This window comes from Serratia silvae (genome assembly GCF_023282985.1).
Lineage (GTDB): Bacteria > Pseudomonadota > Gammaproteobacteria > Enterobacterales > Enterobacteriaceae > Chania > Chania silvae.
Genome location: NZ_JAGQDC010000021.1, coordinates 15,020 through 37,815 on the forward strand (window position 1 = coordinate 15,020; position 22,796 = coordinate 37,815).

Genomic DNA, 22,796 nt, shown 5'->3' on the forward strand with positions numbered 1-22,796 from the left:
GCTCCCCCAGCCTGAGAGCGGGATAACCAAAGGTGAGGCCGGATACTTTAAGTTTAAAAACATCATCGATGTCTGCTTTAGCACTAAGGCGCTGATTTATCAGCGCCTTCTTTGCTTTTTAGTAGGTAAGTAAGTATTGCCGCTTAAGCGAAGATGGCCAATGTAGGTGAACTTAACTGCATTCCCTCGTGGTACGGTACCCTTTCCCCACTGATCCAGTTCATATGCCGATGTTACGAACAACGTTAGTCCACCAGGGTTGTTCACATCTGGGCGTAGGTCAAAAAACACCGCATAATCATAAAGCTCCGCGTAGTAGTACACTTCGTTACTGTTTTTATCGAAGTGCGGCACGATATGCCCATCAATTAGGCGCTTCTGTATCATGCTAGGCAGTTCCAGGCTGCACTGATACCGTGCCTCACAGAAATAGCGATTGCCCATCAATGGACTCCCTTCGCCTTTTTTATCCGTAAAACAGTGGTTAGAGAACGCGACAGAAACCGCCACATCTGCACCGTTGATCTTCGCCTGAAAGCTGAACGGGTGTAAGTGTTTTAAGTCGTATGTTTTCCCGTTGTAGCTAACGTCACCCCAACTCTTCCCGATCACGATAACGCCTCCAATATTTATGATGCAGACGATGCTAGCACACGTCTATCGGGTGACAGAGTGCTAGCGTTGATATTACTTGATTTTCATCGCGCAGTAGCATGACAAAAGGAAGGCGGCAACCACGTTTAAAGCCACTGCCACCGGGTCTGATTTCAAATCGAAAACGTACAGCGGCAGTATGTTCACAGCGAAGAAGCCGGTAAACACTGCGGCACCGATCATCCGAGGCCGAGTAAGGAATTTTTTAATCAAGTAACCTCCGGGCCGGATCGACCTCTATTTTCTTATTCATTGCATACGCATAATTGTATTCAGCAACAGAAACCGCCGATCGCTGGAAGTCGCAAGGGAACCAGACCACAGAACACACCACCAGCAGCGCTAAACGCATCATGAGGGCAGTTTCCATCGACTGGCCAGGCGTCGTGCTAGGCGGCTCTGTTACGCTGTATCCAGCCTCTTCAAGCGTGGTCTTGATGTTACAAAGCCTTTTTCGCACCAGCTCATCATCGGCACCGTAGGGCACGCACAGATAAACCCTTTTCACATCTGCCATGCTTCATCACGCTCCCGGCCGGGCATCGATGCACCAGGCTCCAGATGCCAGTACGTCATAAGCACGTCGATAGCCTCATTATGCCCGACACACAGCGCACAGTAATACCCCTCCGCCGTCAGCAGGCGCAACCACTCTTTTTGCTCTTCAGATGCCGAGTTTTTGCCGTACTTCAGCTCGATCCTCAGACCATGATACTTACCCCGCGCCGCATCGAGCGACATATCTGGGTACCCTTTCTTTTGACCTTCCGCTTTTATCTTCCCAGCTGATGCTTTGCCTCTATGCCCACCGTTCGGCGTTGAGTGCAGACGGGTATAAATCCCCTGGTGATGACGCTCAAAATAATAGAAAACTCGCACTTGTTCGTAATGCTCCTGGTTGCCCTTCACCAGGTCGGGGTTTTTATCCAGGAGAGCCAGCGCGACCGCATGGGGAGACTTCTTCGCGACGGACTTGATAGCTTCACCGAGGACGTTCGTTCCCTTCCGTTTTTGAGTAACACGAGCACCCTGTTTTTTCTGGCGTTCCGCAAGCCACTCCTCACTGAATCTCAACATCGGAGCCTCTGCGTGAACGGCGCAGTTCACGCGCCTGGTTTAGCTTGGCCATCGGATCGAAATCCGTTTTATCGCCTTCCGCTGGTACCTTTTTGGAACGTGAGGCATTCAATCGGTAAATGCCCCCAGCTTCTATCCTTTTTTCTATACGTGCCATTCCTAACCCAATCTTGTGTTGATTATCGCGCTACCGCTTTGTCTATTTCTGTCTGAGCCATGATCTCGTCATTCACGCGATCGATGTTCTCCTTCAGCCAATCAAATGCTTCCTTTTGCCTCTCGAAGCGGGCTGGTGCGCCGGGGATCTTCTTGCCGGGCGCGACCTGATACTTGTGATTGCCTGTTCCGTTCAGGTACCGGGGGTCAACAGGGAAATACCCCACCTCCCAATGCGGCGGAGCGGTTTCAAACCACTCCCCATTTGGGAAGTAGCCATGGAAGATCCTCCCCGCGTAGAACTTCCCTGCGCTACGTTCGATTAAGAGACTCACCTGTAATTGTCCTTGTTTGTCTAATTAGTAATTAGACTATCATCTTTTTGGACAAAAAAAAGGATGCCTGAGGCACCCTTAATATTTATGAAATGTGAATTATTACTTATTACTTTTATCCAGATACTGCTCCATTGCCACGCGCATCAATGCACTTGTGCTCTTTGGCCCGTTCCCGGATCGCTTATTGGCCAACGCCACATCCTCAACTCGGCGTTGAAGTGACAACGGCCACGATATCGTAGTCCGTCCCATTTGCTCGTCTTGATGAGCTGGTTCAACCTGTGCCACGCCTGCGCCTTCATTCTCCTGACCGTACGGACGATCAGCCAAGCGTTGGGCCAACGCTTCTACTTCAGCCTCGGTCACTGGCGCACGTCGAACGGGGGAAGAACTCGCACGCTCACTAGGTTTCTTCAACGCCATTATTTGAATACCTCATCAATCAAAGCCCAGACCTCGACTTTTGCTTTCTCATTGTCAGTTTCCAGCACGGATTTACCTTCTGCCATCACATCACGGTAAACCTTTCTGAAGCAGCTCTTCGACTCCAGCGGTACCAACTGGTCAAACTCTGACACGAACTCCAGGAACTCCTTACGCTCTGTACCCGCCAACAAAGGGTTGGTTGTTGCTATGCTTTGGTAACAGAACGCTTTCAGATCAGGGTTTAAATCGCGCACGCTGATCAACTGCTCTTGCAGTTCCATCATGGTATCAAGATCTAGTTGTGAGGACTGATGAGGCGCGATCAACTGGTGGGCTACCGTACAAGCGGTGATCAGCTCGCGGCTGTTACGGCCAGCAACGTCCACAATCACATGTTCGTATTTTTCGTCCAGGCTACGCAATGTTTGCGATATATTGCCCGTCTTCTGTATGAGCGTGATCAAGGGCTTCAGGCCTGACGCTTCCCTTTCTGCGTTCCAACGTGATGCAGAGAGCTGCATATCAGCATCCACCAGCACAATATCTTTACCGCGCATTGCCAAGCCTACCGCCAGGTTTATAGCCGTGGTGGTTTTTGAGCATCCACCCTTGTTAGAGCCTATAACGTGGATCATCAGAACCTCGATATGATTTATTAATTAATACGTATGAATTATGAGTTATGAATTCATACGTATGAAATATTAAAGGGGCAATCCCCTGCAATGACTGAATATTATACGAAACCATACGTCTGTAAAGTCATACTTCACAAATCACACTTATGAAGTATGAAATATGAAGTATGACGCATTGCGATCACCAGCTGAATACAGGTAATCCGGGGATCACCGCCGCCCCATCATCAAAATTGACAGCGTGAAACCCAGCATCAAGTAGCACAGAGATAGCCGCAATGGTACTCCCGCTAATGCCACCTTTCGTGAAAATGTCTACCCAGTCCTCCTCCTCCTCTACAGGAATGACGACCCAGCCACTACCCGAGCAAAGCAGCCAGCCAAGACCCTCTTGTTCTTGCTTATCCCACGCCATGCCGATGATCACTGCCGTATCTTCTGCTGATATATGTGACGTGCTGGCAAGGGCAACTTTGTACATCGGTACCTTGGCAGCAAACTGATTTAAAGTGGCTTTTTCCATGATGTTCACGCGGCCTCTCCAATCGGTACCAGTTTGATATTTTTGTTAGATGCAGGCTCAACACGCAGCAATTGGCCATCAAAACTGATCAACTGGTTAGGTTTAACCAGGTATTTATTGGCATGTGACCGCTTTTGGCTGGTAAGAGAACATCCGAGTGGAACCATAAAATACAGTTCGTGGCCAAAGCTCCTGGCTCTGGCCACCGCTTCCGCTTCGTCCTCGTTGTATTGAGCTGCATAGGCGGCGACGCTCGACAACTTGAACATCTTGTATTGAATGCCATGGCTGCGAGATTTGTACTCCATAGCAAACTCCAACGAGTCTGCCTGCCTGCGGCTAACGCTCATGACATGCTGACGAAGGTCGTACACGTTATATGCCTTGAATGATGCAACTAGCACCGGTTCCGGCTGTACGTTGCAGTTCGTTTTTGGCGCGTCAGCGCCCTGCACCGTGGCCTGTTCTTCAGAACCGGTTTCCAGCACAACAATTTGAGTGGCGATACGCTCCCGCATTACTGCTTTACGCCAGCACCTCTGCATGGCCTTGGTAATAACATCGCGCACGAACTCGCTAACATCAGGTTTGTTTGCGCAGGCCATAGCCTCATCAATGACATATTGGATAGTGCGCTTTTCCAGGGATACCAATGCCGCTTTTAATACCGCAATACCGTATTTCTTGCTCATAACCAACCTCTTCTATTTCTGTATTGCCCCGGTTCCAACCGGGGCTGTGGGTTTAACGAGTAGCCAGTACGTACACGGCATTAAGTAAGGTCATTACACCGACGGTACCGAACATCATCCCGATGATCTGTAGCGCCTTAGGAACAGAAGAGGATTGGTAAACTACTGGACGCCGCGCTGGTTGGACGTTGACATAATCAACCGGCATGGACACGTGATTCTTCGCCATGATAATATTCTCCTTGTTAGGTAACACAGGGTTGGAAATTTTCGCCAATCGACAACCCCTCATTAAAACCCGCTCCGGCGGGTTTTTTTGTGCCTGTTTTCCGGCACAAGGCAACTATACAATTATTAATTAGACTTACGCAACCAAAAATCATGCTTTTGATTTCAAATGCATGATTAACGATTCATAACTGTATGTTTTTATACATAAAAAAAAGAGAGCCTAAGCTCTCTCGATTTCCCGCTTCCGGGCCTCTTCTATAACCCTTATGTTGTCGGGTAACGCCCAATCCCAGCCCCCTCGCGAATAATGGCGCACCCCTTTTACAGGCTCACCGGTACTCAGATCTGCAACGGTACCCCAGCACTCAGGATCGGTTTTGCTGGTAAGCCGCATGATACGGCCTACCCGCAGGTTATTAATGGTCAGTTCATACCCCAGGCTGTCAGCCATAGCGACCAAATCCAGCCATGTATACCACTGCCTTTCCCTCACGCTACGGCCCCTTTCCAGGCGATCAGTTTTTCCATTTGGTCATCGTCGCAGTAATAAATATACGGCTCGGTATCATCCGCCTCTGCATGCACTGCAAGTTCGTGCTGCGGCGCATAGAAGAGGCCACGTTCGATCCGCTCCTCGCTATACAGGTGCGCGGCCACCATCGACAGAGCTGGGCGAGAAAGGCTATAAATCGCCCGCACATCCTGTGCCACTTCGTTAGCGAATACTTCCGGGCCAAACTCATGAATAAACATAGTCTTAATCGTTGGCCACCACGGCCCAAATACTCGATACAGAGCCGGATTAGCCTTTAAGCGAGACGCAAGTCCGGTAAGGTATACCGTGACAAACTCCTCCTCGCTGCGGCCTTCAAGAGCATGCAAATAAAGTATTTTTTCAATGTAGTCTTCCGACGGCTGCACGGTGTCGATCAATGTTGTCATATTCAATACGCCCCCGGTCGGGGGCGGCTCCTCTAAAATTAGCGGTATTCAGCGATCACGGCCATAACGTCTGCCAGGTCATGTGTTGCGGGGATAATCCACCAACTGCCCATGAATTCCATGCCCGCCCGTTTACCATTCAAATATTTAGCCCCAAAATCGTCTTTAAGTCTATCCTTGGCCTGATACAGCGCGCCGCCGATGCCGTCGCTGTCTTGGAATGCATAGGCTTCATCCGGGCCATAGCTGTACTTGTTTGCGGCCTTGCCGCCCACCAGCGGCTGTGTATTTTTGCGCACTGTGATGGTGTCGGTACTGGTCGAGGCCTCGGCTACTTCCGTCGCTTCAGCCTTGCGGGCCTCCTTCGCAGCTTCAACGGCTTTCGTTTCAGCCTGGGCCTCTTCTGCGGTGATCAGCCCGGCCATAACCTTCAGTTTCAGCATGAGGCCGTCGTGATCTTCATTGGCAGCGCTAAACGCGGCATCGATACGGGCGATCATGTCCTTCATCGCATCGCCGCCGTTGAACGCCGCCTCTGTGATGCTTTCTTTGTCCACCAGCCCCATGATCACTGCATGTGCGAACATCGCCGCCAGGCCATATTCCTCATATTTGACAGATCCCCCCATCCGGCTGCGGTACGCCGACGAAAATACGCGGGAAGAAGGCGAAAATGTCTGAGCCACTTCATACACTTCTGTCACTGGCAGGCCGAGATTATCCAAATACTCCAACCAGGTGGCGTGAGCAACGTCCTTCGCTTTCTGGATCACCCGATCGTTGTGCTCCTGCACCTTCTGCCGGAACGCTGCTTCCAGCACCGGCTGAAATGCTTCGGTATTGCGGTACTGGCCTGGAATGTAGTCCGTTTTATAGATACTCAACACATTGCCCATGTATTGGCCTGCGTCATAACTGCCCAGGATCATGTATTGGCCATACTGCTCCGGATTATTGCCGTTGAAATCCCAACGTCGAAAGTCAGTTTTATCGATAGCCTGCGCAACGTGCGCCGCAACGATCTCGTTGATAGCACTGGCGCTGGCGATCTCTCCGTAATTGCTGATCTCCGTGCGCCATTCCCGGCCGAAAAGCGCAATCAGGAAAGGTTCAATGTTCCTGGTACCGCCATCCGACCGGCACCAGCTGGCCACTGCGGTTTTCAACACATCATCTTGGGTATCTGGATACACAACACGCTCGGCATTAGCCTGTAGCCAGTTGCGGCCATCCGCCGAAATCCCCCTGGACGAAGCGGAAATCATGCCACGCGCTATCAGTTTGCCTTCATCATTCCGGTATACGACGCTGCTATCACTCAAAACCAGCCAGCCGTTGGCCAGGTATTTAGCAAACTCCGCTTTTGACATCCGTTCAGCAATACTGTGGCTGTAATGGCCAACGGCCGCCCATGCTCTCAATGAGGCCTCCGCCTCTGGCACATCACTGTCCTCCCCCAGGTCGCTCAGGTTTATCGGTATGTTGGCCATCAGCGAGTCGAGCGTTTCCCCCTCGAAAAAAATGACATCAGCTATTGCCGTGCCGGTATCAATGTCGATCTTTGTCAGCCGTACGTATGCCTTACTTCTTGGGGATCTTTTGTAGATGCCACCACGTTTGAACATGCGACCGGCCGCAGACTGCGCATAGAGATCTCCGTGGGTCAGGATATCGACGTCGACGTTCAATAAACCGGCCTCTATGGCCCTTTCTATTTCTGGCTTCAGCTGCTTGATGCGATCAGCTGCTTTACGCGTACGTGACATAACCCGCTCTAAACGAGTGACCTTTTTGTTTTGGTCTTGAAGATCTTGTAACGCGTAATTCACTAGTTTTCGAGAACTATCCTCCATGTAGGTTCCAATGCTCGCTTGCAGCTTTTTACGTGCATCATCAAGTCTTGTCGTGGCGGCTGCCTGCTGGTTTTTGGCACCTGTTAGGTTGTTCTCTAGGCTCCACAGACTGGTTTTATCTGCGTGGCTCATCTTGAGGAACTCGGACAAGTTAGCTTCAGCACGCTGCCGGGATTTTTCACGCGCAACCGCTTCAGCTTTGCGGCGGGCCTCCGCCACCAGGCGCGCATATTCCTCCGGATCGGCCGCCAGCAACAAGCGCATTTCGTCCTGGCTGTTGGCGTCAGCGTTTGACATCCGGGCCTTATCAGACGTCATGATCTCGGTGATCCAGTCCTTTTTACGCTTCAGCGTATCGAGGCGGAATTCATCGAATGAACCCTTACCGCAGTAGTAATAGACCTTCACCGAACTGGCTTTTGAACCCACTCGCGCACCGCGCCCATTGCGCTGATCAATACTGGCTGGCGTCCAGGGCAGAGTCAGATGGTGAACACCACCGGTACCGTGGTGCAGGTTAATGCCCACCTCGGCCTTTTTATTACAGATCAGAATACGCGTCCGGCCTTCGTTATAGTTGGCGGCGATCTGCTCCAGTCCTCCCAACGAGATTTCGGACACACTGGCCACATACTCATCAAAAGCTTCTTTAGCCTGGTAGTACGCCGCCAGCTCGGTATCAGTTGCGTCTTCCTTCGGCTCCGTCGGCTCTTTGACTGCTTTCGGCCCCTTCCCTTTCTTACCGGCTTCAGAAACCGTTGTGGCGTTTAGGATGCCAAACTCGGCTATATCCATTCCGAGGGCGCTGGCCAACACCCGCGCTAACTTGCCGTGCTGGGTCTTCTCATCGGTGAATATGATCTGCTTACCGGCTTTCAGCCCGCCTTTGAGATTCTCCACCAGCGCGCTGTACTTCGGCGGGATCGGATGCGAAATGTCGGTTGATAGCAGACCTGCTTTGCTGAGGCGTTTCAGTACCTCACCCTCTGCCGCGTCGGCAACAATCAACTGCACATACCGGCTAGTGGTTGTGATACGTGGGTTTACTTCCACCCGTTCTACGGCGGTGGCCACCACGTCGCTCTCGTCGTCACGCTGGCCAACAAACTGCGGCAATGACTCCACCAGCTGTGCCACGGCATCCGCTTTGTCTGCCGGGAAACGGAAAGTCATCTGGCGGTGGTAAACGTCTGGATCGAAACAAACACGATCCATGTCGCGGATGATGGAGAAGATGGAGTCTTTTTCTTCCTCTTCCCCTTCCGCGTCTACCCCTTTTGACAAGGCATCAGCACGCTTTCGAAGCTGTTCGTAAACAACCGCCTGTTCGTCGGTCATCGGAACAACAACGTTGCTTTCATCGAGCTCCGGGATCTTCACCGTGTCGGAGACGTCTTTAGCCGTCTTCAGCACTGTCCAGCGGTGGAATATACCGCGCAGGCCGTCCAGGTTCTTGAAGCCCACCAGCCCTTGCTTGCTCTCTACCTCGCCGGAAATCTTCTGTACCGTCACCTGATCGGTCTGACCGAATACCTTGACGAAATCATCCGGTGTCAGTATCCCCATGCGCTGCCACTCTTCGCTGCTGACGACGTGTGACAGCATGTTGAAGGCATCGATAGGCGAGTTAACCAGCGGTGTAGCGGTCAGTAATACTGCGCCGCGCCCGTTGTTGTTTTTGGAGACGTAAGAGGTTTTTAGCGCCATATCCCGTGCGGTTTTCGCCACGGGGCTGGTTGGTAGGTATGCGAGCTGGGAGGCCTCACGGCCAGAGGCATAGCTGTTGCGGTAATTATGGCCCTCATCGACAATTATGCTGTCAAAATGCATATCCTCGAAGTACGGATAATCATGCTTTTTGTCGGTACCGGTATTACTGGCCTTGGCCAGTATGCTGTTGCGCTTCGCCGCGTCGCGGTGTTTTGTGCCCAACAAATTGACACGGCCCACTTGGGCTTCGGCAAACAGTACATCACGGGCATGCTCTTTGACCGTTTCCGGGCGCAGCGGGATAGCCGCGAATTGCTCCTTCGTCAATAGAACAGATCGGTAATTGGACATTGGGATCATGTTCATCCGCTCTTTCACCGTTTCCGCTGAAGCCAGTTTCACAGCGTTACGATAGATCGGCTTCCCTGTGGTCGGGTTAATTGCCGGTTCCCCGTTCTCATCGAGCACCGGAACCCGCATTACGTTACCGTCATCACCCAATACCTCATCGAGGCCGACAAACAGGATCTGCGACAAAGCGGCTTTGTCGTAGAAGTCCTGCGCTTCGTGATACCAGTTTTCAAGCACTGACTTCGGTACCACGTTGGCTGTGCGCTTGCTCCGCCCGTTCTCGAAGTTGTACGCTTCCAGCGCCAGGCCTACTGTGGATTTACCCAGGCCGGTACCAAACCCGGAGATCCCCCGGCCGTCTTCCGACAGGCGGCGTACTTCAGCGTTCTGGTACTTGAATGGGATGCGGTTGCCCGAGATCCCGCTAAGATTCAATGGCTCTTCGCTGTGACTGAAGGGAATGTAGGCGTTGAACGAGTCGTTGTATTGCTGCGTCAGGGACGGTAGGGAGTCGTGCTTGCGCACCCACTGGTTAAAATCGGCTTCCAGGGCACGGATGCTGTCGAGGTACTGATCAGCATTAACGCCGCGTGGCTTAACGCCATTCAGGTAGTTTTCAAACTGATCCAGGAATCCATCACTGTTACGCACGCGCTTATAAACGTACTCAACAACGCCGGTTTCCTTGTTCCTGGTTTTAACGGTTTTATAGCGGTAGCCGGTGAATACCCCGTCCTTACCTTTGTAGCCATCCTCAGACACCAGCTCGCCATTCTCTACCTGGACGCTTTGTATGTACTTCAGGTCGCCGTAGCCGCGCTCATGCAGGAATTCTTGGATAATGCTCCGGTCGAGCCAGCGATCGTTCAGCGAAAAGTCGATATCGTCCGATTTAGTCCATTTCCGGCGTGCTTTGATCTCTGCCAGTTGCCGGTGATAGTTGTCTTTTACCGCCCCGTCCGGTGTCCCATCCAGCGCGCCAAGCAGCTGGCTATTGAGTATGCCAATATCGCCGCTCGTCGCCCGATCCATGGGCATCAACGTGCCGTCTGGCTGTACCGCTATGCCGTCTTTCGTGGCCAACAAGCTCAGTAACTCGGTATCACTGGCGGGCAGCTCCCCGGCGAACGCATTACGGAATGACTGAAGCTCAATAGGATCCAGGTCGATTTGGTTAAAGAGGTAGCGTATTACCTGTTCATGATCGGTATCGTCGTAGGCCTTCGTGTTCCCTTTATCCAAATCCCCGCGCAGCAGCGCCGACAGTTCGCCGTCTTTTGTCACGCTCGCTTTGAACACCAGCCAACCGGCGGCACCATCTCCGGACACCCTGGCAGAACGCCCGGCATGCGGGTTGCCGCGTGCGAGAACCTCCTCGCTCACCATGCGTTGTGCATCGGCCAGCTCCCGGTCGAGGGCTTCAGCCTGCCAGCCGGTGGCGATCTTGTCCTGGACGTTCTTGATGTAGACGCCGATCAATGATCCCCGCAGCACGCGCTCACGCATTGCAGGCTTTTGGCGCATGGCAAAATCAATAACGCTGTGATATTCGTTGGCTATCGCGCCGGGGAAATCTAACCAGGTAGATTCCAGCTGCGCCGGTGTGAGAGATAAGAGGCCTTCGACGCTGGTGGCCCGCTGCGCCAGATCGTTATAGCTCTTCGCCCCATATTTTGCGGCATCGATGTCGCCGTAGTTGGCCGAGTCATCCACCAGCCATTGCCCGCCGATGAACTCATACCAAACGCCGGAAAACAGCCGCTTTTCACCCTCGCTGGCGGTGGCCACTTCAGGCTCGGAAAGAGACAACAGATCCCAATTGATCCGGCTCTCAAACTTTTTGGCCAACGCGGTTTTGATCGCGGCCCCGTTCACCATCCCGTCGGGCTTAACCACCATCCGGGCAAATTTATCCTTACCGACCGTGGTCATCTCGCCGTGGACAAATCGGCGGCCGTCGCGATCAAACCACTTGCCCCGGATAAACGTGTCCCACAAGACGTTGGCTTCCTCCAGCACGCTGTCCTTCTCATGCATGATCCGTTCGGTCATCTCTTCGGAGTGCTTGCGCAGTACCCACACATCAACAACCGTTGCTGTGCCGCTATTCTCGAACGTGCCGGACGGTAGCCGGTGCGCGCCCAGGAACTCGGCTTTTCTGGATACCTTCTCCCGTAATTTTCTGTCAGACGTGTTGTGTGTCAGGCCGTTGGGCACGATCAGGCAAATCAAGCCGCCGTATCGCACTTTGTCGATCGGGCGCAGCACAAAATACCCGGCTAAGGACTCGTCTTTGTAAACCGTATCAAGTTCGGCAAATTTGCCACGGCTCTGGCCAAACGGCACGTTGCCAACGCAGTGATCAAAGCTGTTATCAGGAGTGACGCGGGCCAGCGATTCGAAAGCGTTGATGTTCACCGCGTCTTCGGGGTGCAGCAGCCGGTTAATCCGGCCGGATACTTCGCTGATCTCGGCCGACTGCATGATGACGCCGGTGGGTTTCGTTTCCTGGAATACGCCGGTACCGGCGGAAGGTTCCAAGACCATGCCCCCGGCCACGCCGTAGGCATCCAGCAGATCCCAGATCCCTTCGGTCACAGACTGTGGGGTGTAATATTCGTACTCGCTGCCGCCGATCCCGCCCTCGCCGGTGTACCTGGCCAAGATGCTACGTTGTTCCTCGGTAAGCTCGGCACCATCCGGCAAGCTATCCAATAGCGCCAGCGCCGCCTGGTTCGCCTCCTTCCTTTCGCGCTCGATGCTCACGCCCGGCCGTTTTTCAACACCAAACACCGCAGGTTTACGGCGTGCAGTAATAGCCCGGATGACCCGGATTATCTGTTTTACAGACGTTGTAGTCCGTAGCGCCGGAATAATATCCGGCCGATCATTTCCTGCTCTCATAGCTCAACTAAAACTCACATCCATTAGGGTTAAATAATTGACACTAAACGTTGTGAGTTTTAATCGTGAAGAAGCCTTCCAAGATGAGTCCTGTAAACATACTGCGCCGCATGATGGGCGGGCACGATGACGGGGATAATATCTCGAATGTGATCGCCACCGGCGGCGGCAGAAATGTCGTTTCCCGTACGCTAATGCCGACGGTTATCGATGACCAGGGAACCGGCTTATCAAGTGCCGGTGATACCGTCAGCGCAGGTACAACGCTGCCAACAGATCGTTTGGCCCGGTACGCCCTCTTTGACCAGATGTCCAGATCACCAACGCTATCTGCCGCGCTCAATATCCACGTATCGCACGCCCTCGCCCAGGACAAAAAAAGCGGCATGTGTTTTAACCTGGCACCGCTTGATCCAGGCGACAAAGAAACGTCCAATCGCTGTAGCGAGATCATCAACGATATCGGGGAGATGCTGAATACCGGCCTGCCATCATGGGCGCTAAATATGGCCATCTTCGGTGTGAGCTACATCCGGCCCTATGCGCAAGACAGGAAAGGCATCACAAGCCTGGAGTCCAGTTACTATACCTTGCCTCACCTCATCACCGAATATGAGCGTGGTGGCGAGCTGGCGGCGTTTTCTGGCGATTATTTTGTTGACCCAACAACAAACCAACGCGTTTTGGCCAAACCCTGGGAACTAGTGTCAATGAAGGTTCCCTACTGGACGCCGGACATTAACAACCGGCCGATGAACACCGGCACCATGGGTTACTCATTGCTGGGGGATCCGTCACAGCGGGCGCTGATTGAGACGCAAAACTACGGGACGTCGTTCCTGGAGTACAGCTACGAGTCCTTTGTTAACCTTTGCGACGCCTTACGGGCGCTGAAAGCCACCAGGAACAATGCCGCCAAGATTGACCGGCTGATCGCCATCACCACAAGCAACCTCGATCCCGTTAATGCCGCAGCCTACACCCGAAACGTTGGCCAATCACTGAAGCGCAGCTCGGAAGAGATCTCTCGCAACTCACGCAACAGCAACGTTATGCCCACCGTGTATAACCATCTAATTCCGATCATGGGAGACGGCAAAGGGGGCATAACGATGGACACGCAGCTGATCCCGGCCGACATTAACGGCATTGAGGACGTTATGTTTCATCTCCGCCAGTTGTGCTCCACTGTTGGTACCGACTCCACAATGTTGGGTTGGGCAGATCAAATGGCCGGAGGCCTCGGCGAAGGCGGTTGGCAACAGACGGCGATACAGTCAGCGCAACGAAGCTTTTGGATCCGCCAGGCCGCCAGCACCTTCCTGTACCGCACGATCGATATTCACTGCGCGTACAAATATGGCAAGGTCTATCAGCAAAACCAACGGCCGTTCCGCATCGAATTCAACTCCGTGAACACTGCCCTGCAGGCGGAAGCAAACCGCGAACAAGAGAGCCGCGCAAACTACGTTTCGGTGGTTGTCAGCATTCTCGATGCAATCCAGAACAATGCTCGCATGGCTGGCTCCCCTGCTCTGATGAATCTACTGTTCGGCGAAATGCTACAGATGAACAACGATACTATCTCGAAAATCTACAGCGAGCTGGCGAACTCCGAGCCGGATGATCCGATGATGGAAAGCGCCAGGCGCGGGAATGTTGGCCTGAACGATCTTTCGCGGGATGATTTGCTGACGGTCTTCAGAAGTGTGATGGGCGAATAGCCATGGCCAAGGGGCCGCTGGTGGCCTTTTGCCAAATATCAGGCATAAAAAAACCCGCTGAGGCGGGCTGAGTGATCCCCAACTCCTGGCATTCTGTACATCCTTGCATCCCCCCAAATTAGCTGTACAATTGACATGAACAAGTGAAAGAAGGGGGTTCTATGAACAGTTATACATACAGCAATGCTCGGGAAAATCTTGCTGCAATCCTTGATATGGCGGCGACTGGCGAGCCCGTTGAAGTCACTCGGCGAAATGGTGAATCAGCAGTGGTTGTGAGCAAAACCGAGTTTGAGCGTTATCGCAAAGCAGCGCTCGATGCTGAATTTGCCGAGATCATGCAGACTCACGGCACGGCGTACACGGAACTTTCAAAACGATGAAATTAGTCAGTTCACAGGAAGTGATCGAGTTTCATGACCTCTTAATCTCGCGTGATGGTGGCGTTCCAGGCATGGCCGAACCTGGCCGCGCCGATGCCATCATTCACCGGGTGTTAAACATGCATCATTACGAAGGTGTAACGGACATTTACGATCTGGCCGCCGTATATCTGGTAGCCATCGCACGCGGTCACATCTTCAACGATGCGAACAAACGAACGGCGCTGTTTGTCGCTCAAGTTTTTTTGAAGCGCAATGGCGTACAAATAATTAGTTCACGGATTTCGTTTGATGAAATGCAAATCATCGCGGTCAACGCTGCAACTGGTGAATATACCTGGAAGACAGTTTCCGACAATCTAAAGGCGATAATCCTTTAAAACAGAAGGAATTGAACATGGCAAAAGTCAGATTTGAAAACTCATTAAATAAAATGATTTTTGAAATTCGCGGACACGAATCATTTTCAGAAATGGAAACTGCATTGCTTGAACATTGTGAGGAAACAATGGGGGAAAACTCCCCTGATATCGTGGTGGAGCACCCAGTGTATTATAAGCATTTCATTAACGATAAAATATCATTTGAGCATATAGGCTATGTGCAATTAGGGATAGATCAGGATGATTGTTATACCGTTAAGCATCTGACATTAGACCGTAAAAAACTCAAAAACCATTGGCACCCTTTTTATTTCTACAAAGGGGAATGTGAATACGGACTCAAGTAAGCGCATTATTTTTACTTGCTACAATGCTGACATAATCCGCCCTCAATGCGCCGATGCGGTCGCTGAACTGCTGGCAAACCGTCCCACGTAATCCCCGCCCCCCATCATATGAATAAGGCCCGTTTGGGCCTTCTATGGGTTCCAAGCGGGGTTATTTAGCCTCCTTGTTCCATTTCGGTTGTTACCTTATCGATAGCGTCTTCGACAGTTTTGTAGACATTTTGCTGCTCTTCATCTGTCAGATCTCTATCAATGCTGAATTGGATAGAATCAACAACGTAGGCTGCATAACCCTCAATGCTGCTATACATTGCTTCAGCGATATCTTTGGTTGTGATAGACATATTTTCCCCTCTCATTTTTGATTCACTTGCCCGTGGTTAATATCCATTACCACGCGGCTCACCAAGGCCGCCAGCTGGCCATAATCTGCGTCGTTCCCCGGCTCAGCGTCAACAGCCAGCAATATGGCCAGCACGATGACACTGTCAGCTGCTCGGGGGTTAATGAAGTTGGTGCGCATGGTGTTGATCACATCTTGTCGGGATAGGTTTAGAGACATTCGCTAACCTCCCCATGTGGCAACTTCACAATGGCCACCAGCTGGTGGGGATGGTTTTCACTACTGCGGCAGATAGCCGCGGATTTGAATAAGAACATGACATGGCTCCGTTGGGGGAATGAAGCCACCACCAGAGTTCCTACGCTCTATATTTGGTGGTAGCCCAGACGGGGGTAGGAATACCGGCCCCAACGGATACCGGCCAGCCCGAGAGCTGCCCCGCCTGAGCCACCATAATTTGGACATGCACAGGCATTAGACACAAAAAAACACGCTAGCGCGTGTGTGTCGCCGGAGGGGATTCGGGTTCCTACACCCGGTTGCGGATTTTGCCGCAGCCCGGCAACGTTATCCCGATCGACCGTTTTACGTCAACAACAATCACTATGTCACGTATGTCTAATTATCTATTAGTTGAATAACGCACTCAATAATAAACTCACTTTCGCTAACGTTGGCAGTCGCGTTTTAGTCATTCACCACCAGGGGGGAAACCATGGCAACGCAAGCACTGCGAACTGTTACTGACCGATTTTCACTCGTAGACAACATTCGAAAACACACGCCGCACAACGGCCGCAATTACCTAATGAGCGCGATCCGCGCAACAATTAACTCGCCGGAAGTCCAAGAGCGGATCAACCTGGGCGAAATGTTCGGTTACTACAGCCACACGAACCGGGCGCTATATCACAAGGAGACGGGAAGCCTTGACCTTCCAGATGCCTGCTACGTAACGATCGACGGCAAACCCGTCATGCTGAAAAACGTCCCATCAAACCGCACGCTGAAAATTAGCATGGATGATGATGGGATCATCGAACATACGCAGGAAATCCTGGATACAGACCCTGGCCATATCGTTGACGGCATGGAACGCTCGAATGCGGGTGGCTGGAGCTGGGCAACCGGAGGGAGCGACGCGGCCCTTTCCAGGGTGTCTAGCTTCCACGGCTTCGATTACGTGACAACACCGAATTACATTAGCCTCAACCGAAAAGCAGCGATGCTGGAAAGCGCAGACGCCCACGCCTTACGCTTGGCCGAACTGCTTAAATCGGGCTACTCAGAGCAAGGCGCTGCCGACATTTTGAAGCACTTCGAGCAGATGCAGTCTCACGAGCTCATGATCGAGTCGGCACAGCGGAACATGTACCTGCAAAGCGATTTACTGATCATGCAGGGCAGGCTGATGGAGCTCGAAGAAGAAGCCAAACAGCAGAAGGCTGATCTCGATGAAGCACAGGCACTGCGCCAGCGGCGAGCCGCGATGTTAGAGTCGGCGATCAAGACTCTGCCCGTTTTCTTGACGGAAGAGCAGAAGACGGCAATGTTGAGCATGAGCTCGGAAGATGATCTGAAGACCGTGGAGGCTATGTTCGAATCGATCGCAACGGGCCACATTAGCTCACTGCCGCTTAACAATTCTGGCCGTCGTGAAGTCGCACCGGCTAAAACGTCAAAAATTGGGGAGATATCCCCTATCCTGCCAGTCGGTTTCAAAGGCTTCATGTAACCAACAATTCCCTGATCTTTTGATCAGGGGATCCTGAAAGCCACTGTATTTCCATACATGAAACGGCGAATAACCGGGCAAATGGACACGTATATCTAATTAATTAATTGTCTTTTACGCCGATCACCTCTTATCATCCTGTCAACGGATCGCGAAGGATCGTTACACTGATCCTTTCATCGCGAATGGATAGGAACATTTACCGTTTTTCAGGCGAAAAAAAACGCCAGCTGCAAACTGGCGTTCATTTTCTAAACCTTGCTGATAAGTTTTTCGACGAACCTAGCAGCTAACTACTTTTCTTTTTCTTCGAGAGTTAAAGAAGGTTGAAATCAAGGATGTGACCCGATGACTTGCACGGTACATAGGAACACAAATCAATGACAACGGACGTTATTTTATCCCAGCAGATCGCTGGTATCAACTGCACACATTCAAAAAACGTCAAAAAAACAACAACGCAACGTAACCCATTCATTTGTGGCGATAATGTTACAGGGATTGCGCTGGAATTCTACATCAGGAACCTCCAAGGAACGCTCCTCCCGCGTACTGCATGTGACTTTTTATCGAAGATTTGCAACGTTGCCGCAGCCTCTGGTGCTTATCGCCTTTACTACAGCAAAAACACGATGGCCGAGAAGACCGGCGTATCTCCGCGCACGGTACAGCGGTACATGCGCATTATCGAAGCCAGCGGAATAGTTACCCGCATTGTAGTAACCGACTCCATCAGGGGCCACCAGCCGAACCTGTACACCTTCACCCACGAATTCATTACCGCTGTGCGAGCATTCTTCACTGTTCACCTGGGCGATAGTCAGATTAAAAACATCCGCAAGATCCCCCACTGCGATCTACAGAGACTCGTTGAACTGTCCCTTGCGCCTATTCGCGGGCTTATACGTAAAGTGTCGAAATTAAAGGACATTTGTACGAATAAGAAGGTACCCCCCATAGGACAAAATGACGCATCCCCCACAGGACAAAGTGACCTACAAAAAGAAGTAACGATCTCTGGAAAAGCAGTAGAACAAAACCTTGCCGGTACCCCCGGCCCTGATATTGAAACCGCTTCGCAGGGAAAAACCCTATCCGGTACCGAGCGGCGCACCTTGACCAATAGCGAACTGATCGCCGCCCGTAAAAAGCGTGAGGCTGAAGCCGCAGAGCTAACTAGGGCCGCGCACAAGCGCAAGCAGACGGCATCTTTCCTGCAACGCAGATCGAGGGGCTACGTGGCTAAGAAGGCCCAAGACGCTCAAACACAGTACAACCACACCAGGATCGTCGAGGAGGGTCGCCGCCACGACGAAGCCTTAGCAAAAGCGCAGGCCGGGGCACAGAAGGACGCAACGGTAATCCACGGGCATCTGAATGCAATACGGGCGCTGTTTGGCAAAAAACCGATCCCGGCATAACCACTGTACAAAAACACACTTCCATTAGGCTTCTAGTTGGCACTATCGCCGATCACCAGAATGGAAGTTGTACGATGAACATTAACAGGAAGGCATTCCGCGCCACGATCGCGTTTTCCGAGGGCACAAGCACCCACAAACTGACAAAAAACGATGGCTATGACGTAATCGTTACAGGTTTGGATATGAAGCTTGAAGTTTTCACTGACTACAGCGATCACCCATTTGCGAATGGACGCCCGTCAAAGGTGTTTAACAAAAAAGGCGAGACGTCGAGCGCATCCGGACGCTATCAGCTTATGAAGCGCTGGTGGAAAGCATACAAGGTGCAGCTCAAATTGACGGACTTCTCCCCCGCCAGCCAAGATGCTGTTGCGATGCAGCAGATCAAGGAACGGGGTGCCCTGGACGACATCGATGCTGGCAGAATTGAGAGCGCAATCTATAAATGCCGTAAGACCTGGGCCTCGTTCCCTGGTGCCAACTACGAACAGCATGAAAATTCGCTGGAAAAGCTGTTGAAGGTCTTCGTTGACGCTGGTGGCATCCTGTCAGAGTAACATGCCGGGGGCACAGCCCCCTTATTCATATACCATATGAATAGTGAAACCAGTAGGCCAGCACCGGCGGCCTTTCTACCAGAAGAACAAACGGCCCCAAAAGGGGCCGCTAAAGCAAGAGTGGGTGATCTAGAACTCAACCAGGCTATCGCTCTCCTCTACCTCCCGATCCTGCTCCTCCTCAAACAGCTGCTGTGCTTCGTCATCGAGCTCCAGCACAAAGCCTACCTGGCGGAGGGTGTTCACCAGCTCGTATATCGTTGCATCCTCGACCGAACGGACGAAGCCTTGAACCGGGTTAAGGTGCGCTGCCGTGACCTCTTCCACAAGCTCCGCCAGGCTAATGTCACCATGCAGCTCCGGCATGGCCACATCCGTGATACTGCCGGTATCGAATTGAAGAAGCCCTTCCCGGTTATCAAAAGCCATCTTGACGTTAAGCATTGTGCTCCCCCTTAATCAGACCGAGCACGTACTCCATAACCCCATCCCCATTCAGTAGTGAATTACCGGCGTAGCGCGGCTCGTAGAGGCACTGGAAGGCCATAGAGAAGATCTCGGTAGAACGTGTCCCTGCAACGGTTTTAGAGCCGTACAGGCGGCCTATGTAAGGATCGCTAAAGTTGACGTTAATGGCTATTTCCCTCCCGCCAAGATCTATCAAGCCCCCATCCTCTGAAGAGTTAATGAACGCTTTGGCTTTTTCTAGACGGTCTGGATGGCTGTACTCAAAATGATGGCCAACCTCATGCCACAACACCCCCAAGTCAGCGCGTGAACTCAGACACACAGAGCCATCATTTACGCAGGCTGACGCCCTGGCCTTCTCGCGGTAAGTGATCTCCTTAAGCGTTGAAATTCCACCTCGGCAAAGTCGATAAATATCAGTGAGTGCCATCATAAACGCACCGTCACCGTGTTTACCGTCAATGGCGGTGATCGCCTTTTTGCTTATCTTGATGCCCTTGATCCACTCAGCAGCTTCCGCCTCAGTAACATCAGAGCGGTCTATTATGTCCTGCGCCACTGACCACAGCTTTTCACAGAGCTGATTAGTAGCTCGCTGGTGGTGTTCAGCCATATCCGCCAGTTCGTTGAGGATCTCGCCAACCAGGGAGCTATCAGCACTAACTGCCGACGCATGCTGACGGATGTTCTGTGGTTGATACCTTTCGAGCCACGGCGTTATGGATACACGCTTACCATACGCTTTCCCGAATACAGCCTTTTCCCTGACCGGAGCCAACGCCTGGAGGTTTGGAAATACGGTACGCAGTTCGTAAGGAAGCGATTTCACGACTAAATTGTCCCTTTCTGACAATTTGTAGATGTTGGCCTTAATTTTTTCCACACTTTCGGCATGCTGCGCCCTGGTATCCGAGACATCATCCGCTACGCCACCAGCTGCCATTAACTCCCGCCCTAACTCCACGTCCTTGATTACCTCAAAATAGACTGACGTGGCGCTTAGAGCGCTTTCCCCCTTATCCGACGAGGCCTTTACCACTGCTCTATGTACATCAATCGGTGGATATTGAGGCAGCATGAGCTCCATTGCTGATACATAGCCGTGCGTCAAAGTCCGGGAACGACCAATAACCTTCTTAATTACCGGATAGGCTTCACGGGCCGCAGCTATCACCTTCGGGCGTTCCGCAGCGTTGGCCATGACCAGCTGGATCAGATCATGGAGCTGGAAAATCTGGCCAGAATTGAAGAGAGCCGACCAATCTGCTTGCTTGAACAGATGGGCGCTATGGAATGATTTAAGATCGTAAAGGCTGTACCTCCCATATTTTGCAGTGAACTCATCAAGTTTCTTACCCAGAATGCTGGCGGTTAACACCTGGTACCGCTTCAACGCTGCGGCATCACCGAGCGCCGTCATTATCAGCGTCCTGATTGCTGCCTGCACGGCTGCACCCAGCGTTTCAACCGAGCCGGTGCTGTCCAAAGTGAGCGCCTCAATGATTCGCTTCATACCCTGCACGTTACTGGCATTTCTCAGCACCGGCAGTACAGGGTCGCCCCCCTTTTTTGACGATTCGAAAAGCGCCCCCGCAAACCCCTTGCCGCCCTCAGCTTCCATCTGCTCGGATACCAACTCCAGGACTTCCTGGAGCGATACGCTACCGCCACCAAACATGTCGCCCATCGCCTGCTGCTGGTGGATCAGTTCGTCCTTGATACGCTCGGCCATCAGCTTGAAAGCCCGGCCCATGCGTTTCGCCGAGCGGTTGTTACCAACGATGAAGATCGCCAAAGCCTTTGCCTCATCCGTGGCCTCCTCGAACATGCCCACCTGGGCGATCACGTCCTGAATATGCTGGCCAGTTTCCTTAGACTGCCGCACCAGATCGATAGCATCCTTCAGGGCACTGAGCGCGGTTTCGTTGAGAGCGGTAGCCTCACCGGCACCATCCACCAGCGATCCCACGGTATCGCGATGCACATCGCCCGATAGCATCACCATCTGGGCAAAGTCGCTGGCGGCCACGTTAAGTGCGGTTAAAACGTTACGCATATCGGGATCTGGCTCTTCGGATACCAGCTTAACCAGGCGGCTATCCTTGTAGGCCTTGGCAAAAATGCTGTTCTGCATCCGATCGATGAGCTGCCGAGTTGGGCGCCCATCTTCCGTCAATAGCCCGGCAGAAGCGGTGGCTCCGATTTCCTCCATGAAAGCCTTAACGAATGCGGCGTTCGAGAACGCCAGCAGATCACCGCTTTCTGAAGGGGCAAACAGCTGCATCATCGCCGGTGTAATGCTCTCGGCATCCACGAAAGCTTTCTCGCTGGCGGCCATCTCTTGGATATCTGACAGGTTGGAATCTTTTGCAAACTGCACGCGGTCGACGTCGGTCAATCGACGGCGCACCAGGATCGGTCGCTCCATCCGCTCGACGTCACTGGCCCGAACGCCGTAATCGCGAGCATGCTTGATCAGGAATGCCCGGTAATCGTCTGCCCCACCCTCCGCGTAGGCCCGGATTATACCCATGCTGCGGCCGTTGCCGGACTCAACCGCGTTATCTTCACCGATGATCGGTGTTCCGTGGCTCGATAGCCCGGAGTCGGTCAGCTGCGTTGGACGTAATGAGCGTGAGATTTTGTTTACCTGGAGCTTGCTGGAAAACCGAGTGCGATCGCGTGGCTGGAGCTCCTGCGGGTAGGCCTCGTTAATACGGCCATCGAGGTGGTTAGAAATAAGCAATTCTGACGCATCAACCACTTCAAACTGCGTTTTTACTTCCTCCCCTTTACCGGTCACCACATAGGACTTCCGGCCGCCCCCAAACGCCTTCCTTATCACATCCACCAGCGCCTTAATGCTGGTGGTCATCTGGATTTTTTTTATAACGGTCTGCATTACTTTATCCAAATAAAACCCGCTCTCAGGCGGGT

General features: G+C 52.3%; 23 protein-coding genes and 1 pseudogene. 7 read left to right on the plus strand and 17 right to left on the minus strand.

Translation table 11 applies throughout. The features are described from left to right. Window positions 1-99: 99 nt before the first annotated feature. The 12 genes from KAJ71_RS20395 to KAJ71_RS20450 all read right to left on the minus strand — a co-directional run bounded on the left by KAJ71_RS20395 (window position 100) and on the right by KAJ71_RS20450 (window position 12,495). Entirely contained in the window at window positions 100-612 is a 513-nt protein-coding gene (locus KAJ71_RS20395) for a YjaZ family protein (RefSeq protein ID WP_248947347.1), read from the minus strand. 247 nt (window positions 613-859) lie between these two features. After that, window positions 860-1,171, minus strand: a complete 312-nt coding sequence (locus tag KAJ71_RS20400; RefSeq protein ID WP_248947348.1) for a DUF4406 domain-containing protein — start codon at window positions 1,169-1,171, stop codon at window positions 860-862. After that, complete coding sequence (locus tag KAJ71_RS20405; protein WP_248947352.1) at window positions 1,159-1,731, minus strand: VRR-NUC domain-containing protein; 573 nt, start codon at window positions 1,729-1,731, stop codon at window positions 1,159-1,161. The genes KAJ71_RS20400 and KAJ71_RS20405 overlap by 13 nt, the downstream gene beginning before the upstream one ends. Next, the gene (locus KAJ71_RS20410) at window positions 1,715-1,888 is read right to left on the minus strand and encodes a hypothetical protein (protein WP_223665815.1); all 174 of its coding nucleotides are present in this window, start codon (window positions 1,886-1,888) and stop codon (window positions 1,715-1,717) included. The genes KAJ71_RS20405 and KAJ71_RS20410 overlap by 17 nt, the downstream gene beginning before the upstream one ends. A gap of 22 nt (window positions 1,889-1,910) precedes the next feature. Continuing rightward, window positions 1,911-2,222, minus strand: a complete 312-nt coding sequence (locus tag KAJ71_RS20415) for a hypothetical protein (protein WP_223665814.1) — start codon at window positions 2,220-2,222, stop codon at window positions 1,911-1,913. Between the two features lie 102 nt (window positions 2,223-2,324). After that, complete coding sequence (locus KAJ71_RS20420; protein WP_248947353.1) at window positions 2,325-2,648, minus strand: hypothetical protein; 324 nt, start codon at window positions 2,646-2,648, stop codon at window positions 2,325-2,327. Then, window positions 2,648-3,286 carry an AAA family ATPase gene (locus KAJ71_RS20425; protein WP_223665812.1) on the minus strand — a complete coding sequence of 213 codons (639 nt, stop codon included), beginning with the start codon at window positions 3,284-3,286 and terminating at the stop codon, window positions 2,648-2,650. The genes KAJ71_RS20420 and KAJ71_RS20425 overlap by 1 nt, the downstream gene beginning before the upstream one ends. Window positions 3,287-3,470: 184 nt before the next feature. After that, window positions 3,471-3,812 (minus strand): DUF5983 family protein, encoded by a 342-nt coding sequence (locus tag KAJ71_RS20430; RefSeq protein WP_446033332.1) that lies wholly within the window; start codon window positions 3,810-3,812, stop codon window positions 3,471-3,473. Between the two features lie 5 nt (window positions 3,813-3,817). After that, on the minus strand, window positions 3,818-4,504 hold the full coding sequence (locus KAJ71_RS20435; RefSeq protein WP_248947356.1) for a hypothetical protein: 687 nt from the start codon (window positions 4,502-4,504) through the stop codon (window positions 3,818-3,820). A gap of 52 nt (window positions 4,505-4,556) precedes the next feature. After that, complete coding sequence (locus KAJ71_RS20440) at window positions 4,557-4,733, minus strand: hypothetical protein (RefSeq protein ID WP_248947357.1); 177 nt, start codon at window positions 4,731-4,733, stop codon at window positions 4,557-4,559. 491 nt (window positions 4,734-5,224) lie between these two features. Next, complete coding sequence (locus tag KAJ71_RS20445) at window positions 5,225-5,677, minus strand: olxA (RefSeq protein WP_248947358.1); 453 nt, start codon at window positions 5,675-5,677, stop codon at window positions 5,225-5,227. 38 nt (window positions 5,678-5,715) lie between these two features. Further along, window positions 5,716-12,495, minus strand: coding sequence for an N-6 DNA methylase (locus tag KAJ71_RS20450; RefSeq protein WP_248947359.1), 6,780 nt, complete (start codon window positions 12,493-12,495; stop codon window positions 5,716-5,718). 83 nt (window positions 12,496-12,578) lie between these two features. Between KAJ71_RS20450 and KAJ71_RS20455 the strand changes: the two genes are divergently transcribed. The 4 genes from KAJ71_RS20455 to KAJ71_RS20470 all read left to right on the plus strand — a co-directional run bounded on the left by KAJ71_RS20455 (window position 12,579) and on the right by KAJ71_RS20470 (window position 15,332). Beyond that, window positions 12,579-14,219: a phage portal protein gene (locus KAJ71_RS20455; protein ID WP_248947360.1), complete on the plus strand. Its 1,641-nt coding sequence runs from the start codon at window positions 12,579-12,581 to the stop codon at window positions 14,217-14,219. A 161-nt stretch (window positions 14,220-14,380) separates the two neighbouring features. Next, window positions 14,381-14,602 carry a type II toxin-antitoxin system Phd/YefM family antitoxin gene (locus KAJ71_RS20460; protein WP_130955036.1) on the plus strand — a complete coding sequence of 74 codons (222 nt, stop codon included), beginning with the start codon at window positions 14,381-14,383 and terminating at the stop codon, window positions 14,600-14,602. Continuing rightward, window positions 14,599-14,982 (plus strand): type II toxin-antitoxin system death-on-curing family toxin, encoded by a 384-nt coding sequence (locus tag KAJ71_RS20465; RefSeq protein ID WP_248947361.1) that lies wholly within the window; start codon window positions 14,599-14,601, stop codon window positions 14,980-14,982. The genes KAJ71_RS20460 and KAJ71_RS20465 overlap by 4 nt, the downstream gene beginning before the upstream one ends. A 17-nt stretch (window positions 14,983-14,999) precedes the next feature. Further along, window positions 15,000-15,332: a hypothetical protein gene (locus tag KAJ71_RS20470; RefSeq protein ID WP_248947362.1), complete on the plus strand. Its 333-nt coding sequence runs from the start codon at window positions 15,000-15,002 to the stop codon at window positions 15,330-15,332. 155 nt (window positions 15,333-15,487) lie between these two features. Here the strand turns inward: KAJ71_RS20470 and KAJ71_RS20475 are convergent, their stop codons facing one another. From KAJ71_RS20475 to KAJ71_RS20485, 3 genes and pseudogenes are all read right to left on the minus strand, one after another. Next, on the minus strand, window positions 15,488-15,676 hold the full coding sequence (locus KAJ71_RS20475; protein ID WP_248947363.1) for a hypothetical protein: 189 nt from the start codon (window positions 15,674-15,676) through the stop codon (window positions 15,488-15,490). A gap of 11 nt (window positions 15,677-15,687) precedes the next feature. Continuing rightward, entirely contained in the window at window positions 15,688-15,894 is a 207-nt protein-coding gene (locus KAJ71_RS20480) for a hypothetical protein (RefSeq protein WP_248947364.1), read from the minus strand. 126 nt (window positions 15,895-16,020) lie between these two features. Beyond that, window positions 16,021-16,138 (minus strand): annotated as a pseudogene (locus KAJ71_RS20485) (ash family protein); the annotation flags it as partial. Between the two features lie 252 nt (window positions 16,139-16,390). Here KAJ71_RS20485 and KAJ71_RS20490 point away from each other — a divergent pair. The 3 genes from KAJ71_RS20490 to KAJ71_RS20500 all read left to right on the plus strand — a co-directional run bounded on the left by KAJ71_RS20490 (window position 16,391) and on the right by KAJ71_RS20500 (window position 19,391). Then, window positions 16,391-17,410: a head processing protein gene (locus KAJ71_RS20490; RefSeq protein WP_248947367.1), complete on the plus strand. Its 1,020-nt coding sequence runs from the start codon at window positions 16,391-16,393 to the stop codon at window positions 17,408-17,410. A 380-nt stretch (window positions 17,411-17,790) separates the two neighbouring features. Continuing rightward, complete coding sequence (locus KAJ71_RS20495) at window positions 17,791-18,831, plus strand: helix-turn-helix domain-containing protein (protein ID WP_248947368.1); 1,041 nt, start codon at window positions 17,791-17,793, stop codon at window positions 18,829-18,831. 74 nt (window positions 18,832-18,905) lie between these two features. Further along, a complete protein-coding gene (locus KAJ71_RS20500) occupies window positions 18,906-19,391 on the plus strand; it encodes a glycoside hydrolase family 24 protein (protein WP_248947369.1) in 486 nt (161 codons plus the stop codon). A 129-nt stretch (window positions 19,392-19,520) separates the two neighbouring features. On the opposite strand, the gene KAJ71_RS20505 is transcribed toward KAJ71_RS20500, so the two are convergent. Continuing rightward, the gene (locus KAJ71_RS20505) at window positions 19,521-19,835 is read right to left on the minus strand and encodes a hypothetical protein (protein WP_248947371.1); all 315 of its coding nucleotides are present in this window, start codon (window positions 19,833-19,835) and stop codon (window positions 19,521-19,523) included. After that, a complete protein-coding gene (locus KAJ71_RS20510) occupies window positions 19,828-22,761 on the minus strand; it encodes a hypothetical protein (RefSeq protein ID WP_248947373.1) in 2,934 nt (977 codons plus the stop codon). Before KAJ71_RS20510 ends, KAJ71_RS20505 begins: the two co-directional genes overlap by 8 nt. Window positions 22,762-22,796: the final 35 nt, after the last annotated feature.

Excerpts from the sequence above, each read along its gene's own strand:
- KAJ71_RS20400 (WP_248947348.1), bottom strand. The coding sequence starts at position 1,171 with ATGGCAGATGTGAAAAGGGTTTATCTGTGCGTGCCCTACGGTGCCGAT.
- KAJ71_RS20405 (WP_248947352.1), bottom strand. The coding sequence starts at position 1,731 with ATGTTGAGATTCAGTGAGGAGTGGCTTGCGGAACGCCAGAAAAAACAG.
- KAJ71_RS20410 (WP_223665815.1), bottom strand. The coding sequence starts at position 1,888 with ATGGCACGTATAGAAAAAAGGATAGAAGCTGGGGGCATTTACCGATTG.
- KAJ71_RS20420 (WP_248947353.1), bottom strand. The coding sequence starts at position 2,648 with ATGGCGTTGAAGAAACCTAGTGAGCGTGCGAGTTCTTCCCCCGTTCGA.
- KAJ71_RS20425 (WP_223665812.1), bottom strand. The coding sequence starts at position 3,286 with ATGATCCACGTTATAGGCTCTAACAAGGGTGGATGCTCAAAAACCACC.
- KAJ71_RS20430 (WP_446033332.1), bottom strand. The coding sequence starts at position 3,812 with ATGGAAAAAGCCACTTTAAATCAGTTTGCTGCCAAGGTACCGATGTAC.
- KAJ71_RS20435 (WP_248947356.1), bottom strand. The coding sequence starts at position 4,504 with ATGAGCAAGAAATACGGTATTGCGGTATTAAAAGCGGCATTGGTATCC.
- KAJ71_RS20440 (WP_248947357.1), bottom strand. The coding sequence starts at position 4,733 with ATGGCGAAGAATCACGTGTCCATGCCGGTTGATTATGTCAACGTCCAA.
- KAJ71_RS20445 (WP_248947358.1), bottom strand. The coding sequence starts at position 5,677 with ATGACAACATTGATCGACACCGTGCAGCCGTCGGAAGACTACATTGAA.
- KAJ71_RS20450 (WP_248947359.1), bottom strand. The coding sequence starts at position 12,495 with ATGAGAGCAGGAAATGATCGGCCGGATATTATTCCGGCGCTACGGACT.
- KAJ71_RS20455 (WP_248947360.1), top strand. The coding sequence starts at position 12,579 with ATGAGTCCTGTAAACATACTGCGCCGCATGATGGGCGGGCACGATGAC.
- KAJ71_RS20460 (WP_130955036.1), top strand. The coding sequence starts at position 14,381 with ATGAACAGTTATACATACAGCAATGCTCGGGAAAATCTTGCTGCAATC.
- KAJ71_RS20465 (WP_248947361.1), top strand. The coding sequence starts at position 14,599 with ATGAAATTAGTCAGTTCACAGGAAGTGATCGAGTTTCATGACCTCTTA.
- KAJ71_RS20470 (WP_248947362.1), top strand. The coding sequence starts at position 15,000 with ATGGCAAAAGTCAGATTTGAAAACTCATTAAATAAAATGATTTTTGAA.
- KAJ71_RS20475 (WP_248947363.1), bottom strand. The coding sequence starts at position 15,676 with ATGTCTATCACAACCAAAGATATCGCTGAAGCAATGTATAGCAGCATT.
- KAJ71_RS20480 (WP_248947364.1), bottom strand. The coding sequence starts at position 15,894 with ATGTCTCTAAACCTATCCCGACAAGATGTGATCAACACCATGCGCACC.
- KAJ71_RS20490 (WP_248947367.1), top strand. The coding sequence starts at position 16,391 with ATGGCAACGCAAGCACTGCGAACTGTTACTGACCGATTTTCACTCGTA.
- KAJ71_RS20495 (WP_248947368.1), top strand. The coding sequence starts at position 17,791 with ATGACAACGGACGTTATTTTATCCCAGCAGATCGCTGGTATCAACTGC.
- KAJ71_RS20500 (WP_248947369.1), top strand. The coding sequence starts at position 18,906 with ATGAACATTAACAGGAAGGCATTCCGCGCCACGATCGCGTTTTCCGAG.
- KAJ71_RS20505 (WP_248947371.1), bottom strand. The coding sequence starts at position 19,835 with ATGCTTAACGTCAAGATGGCTTTTGATAACCGGGAAGGGCTTCTTCAA.
- KAJ71_RS20510 (WP_248947373.1), bottom strand. The coding sequence starts at position 22,761 with ATGCAGACCGTTATAAAAAAAATCCAGATGACCACCAGCATTAAGGCG.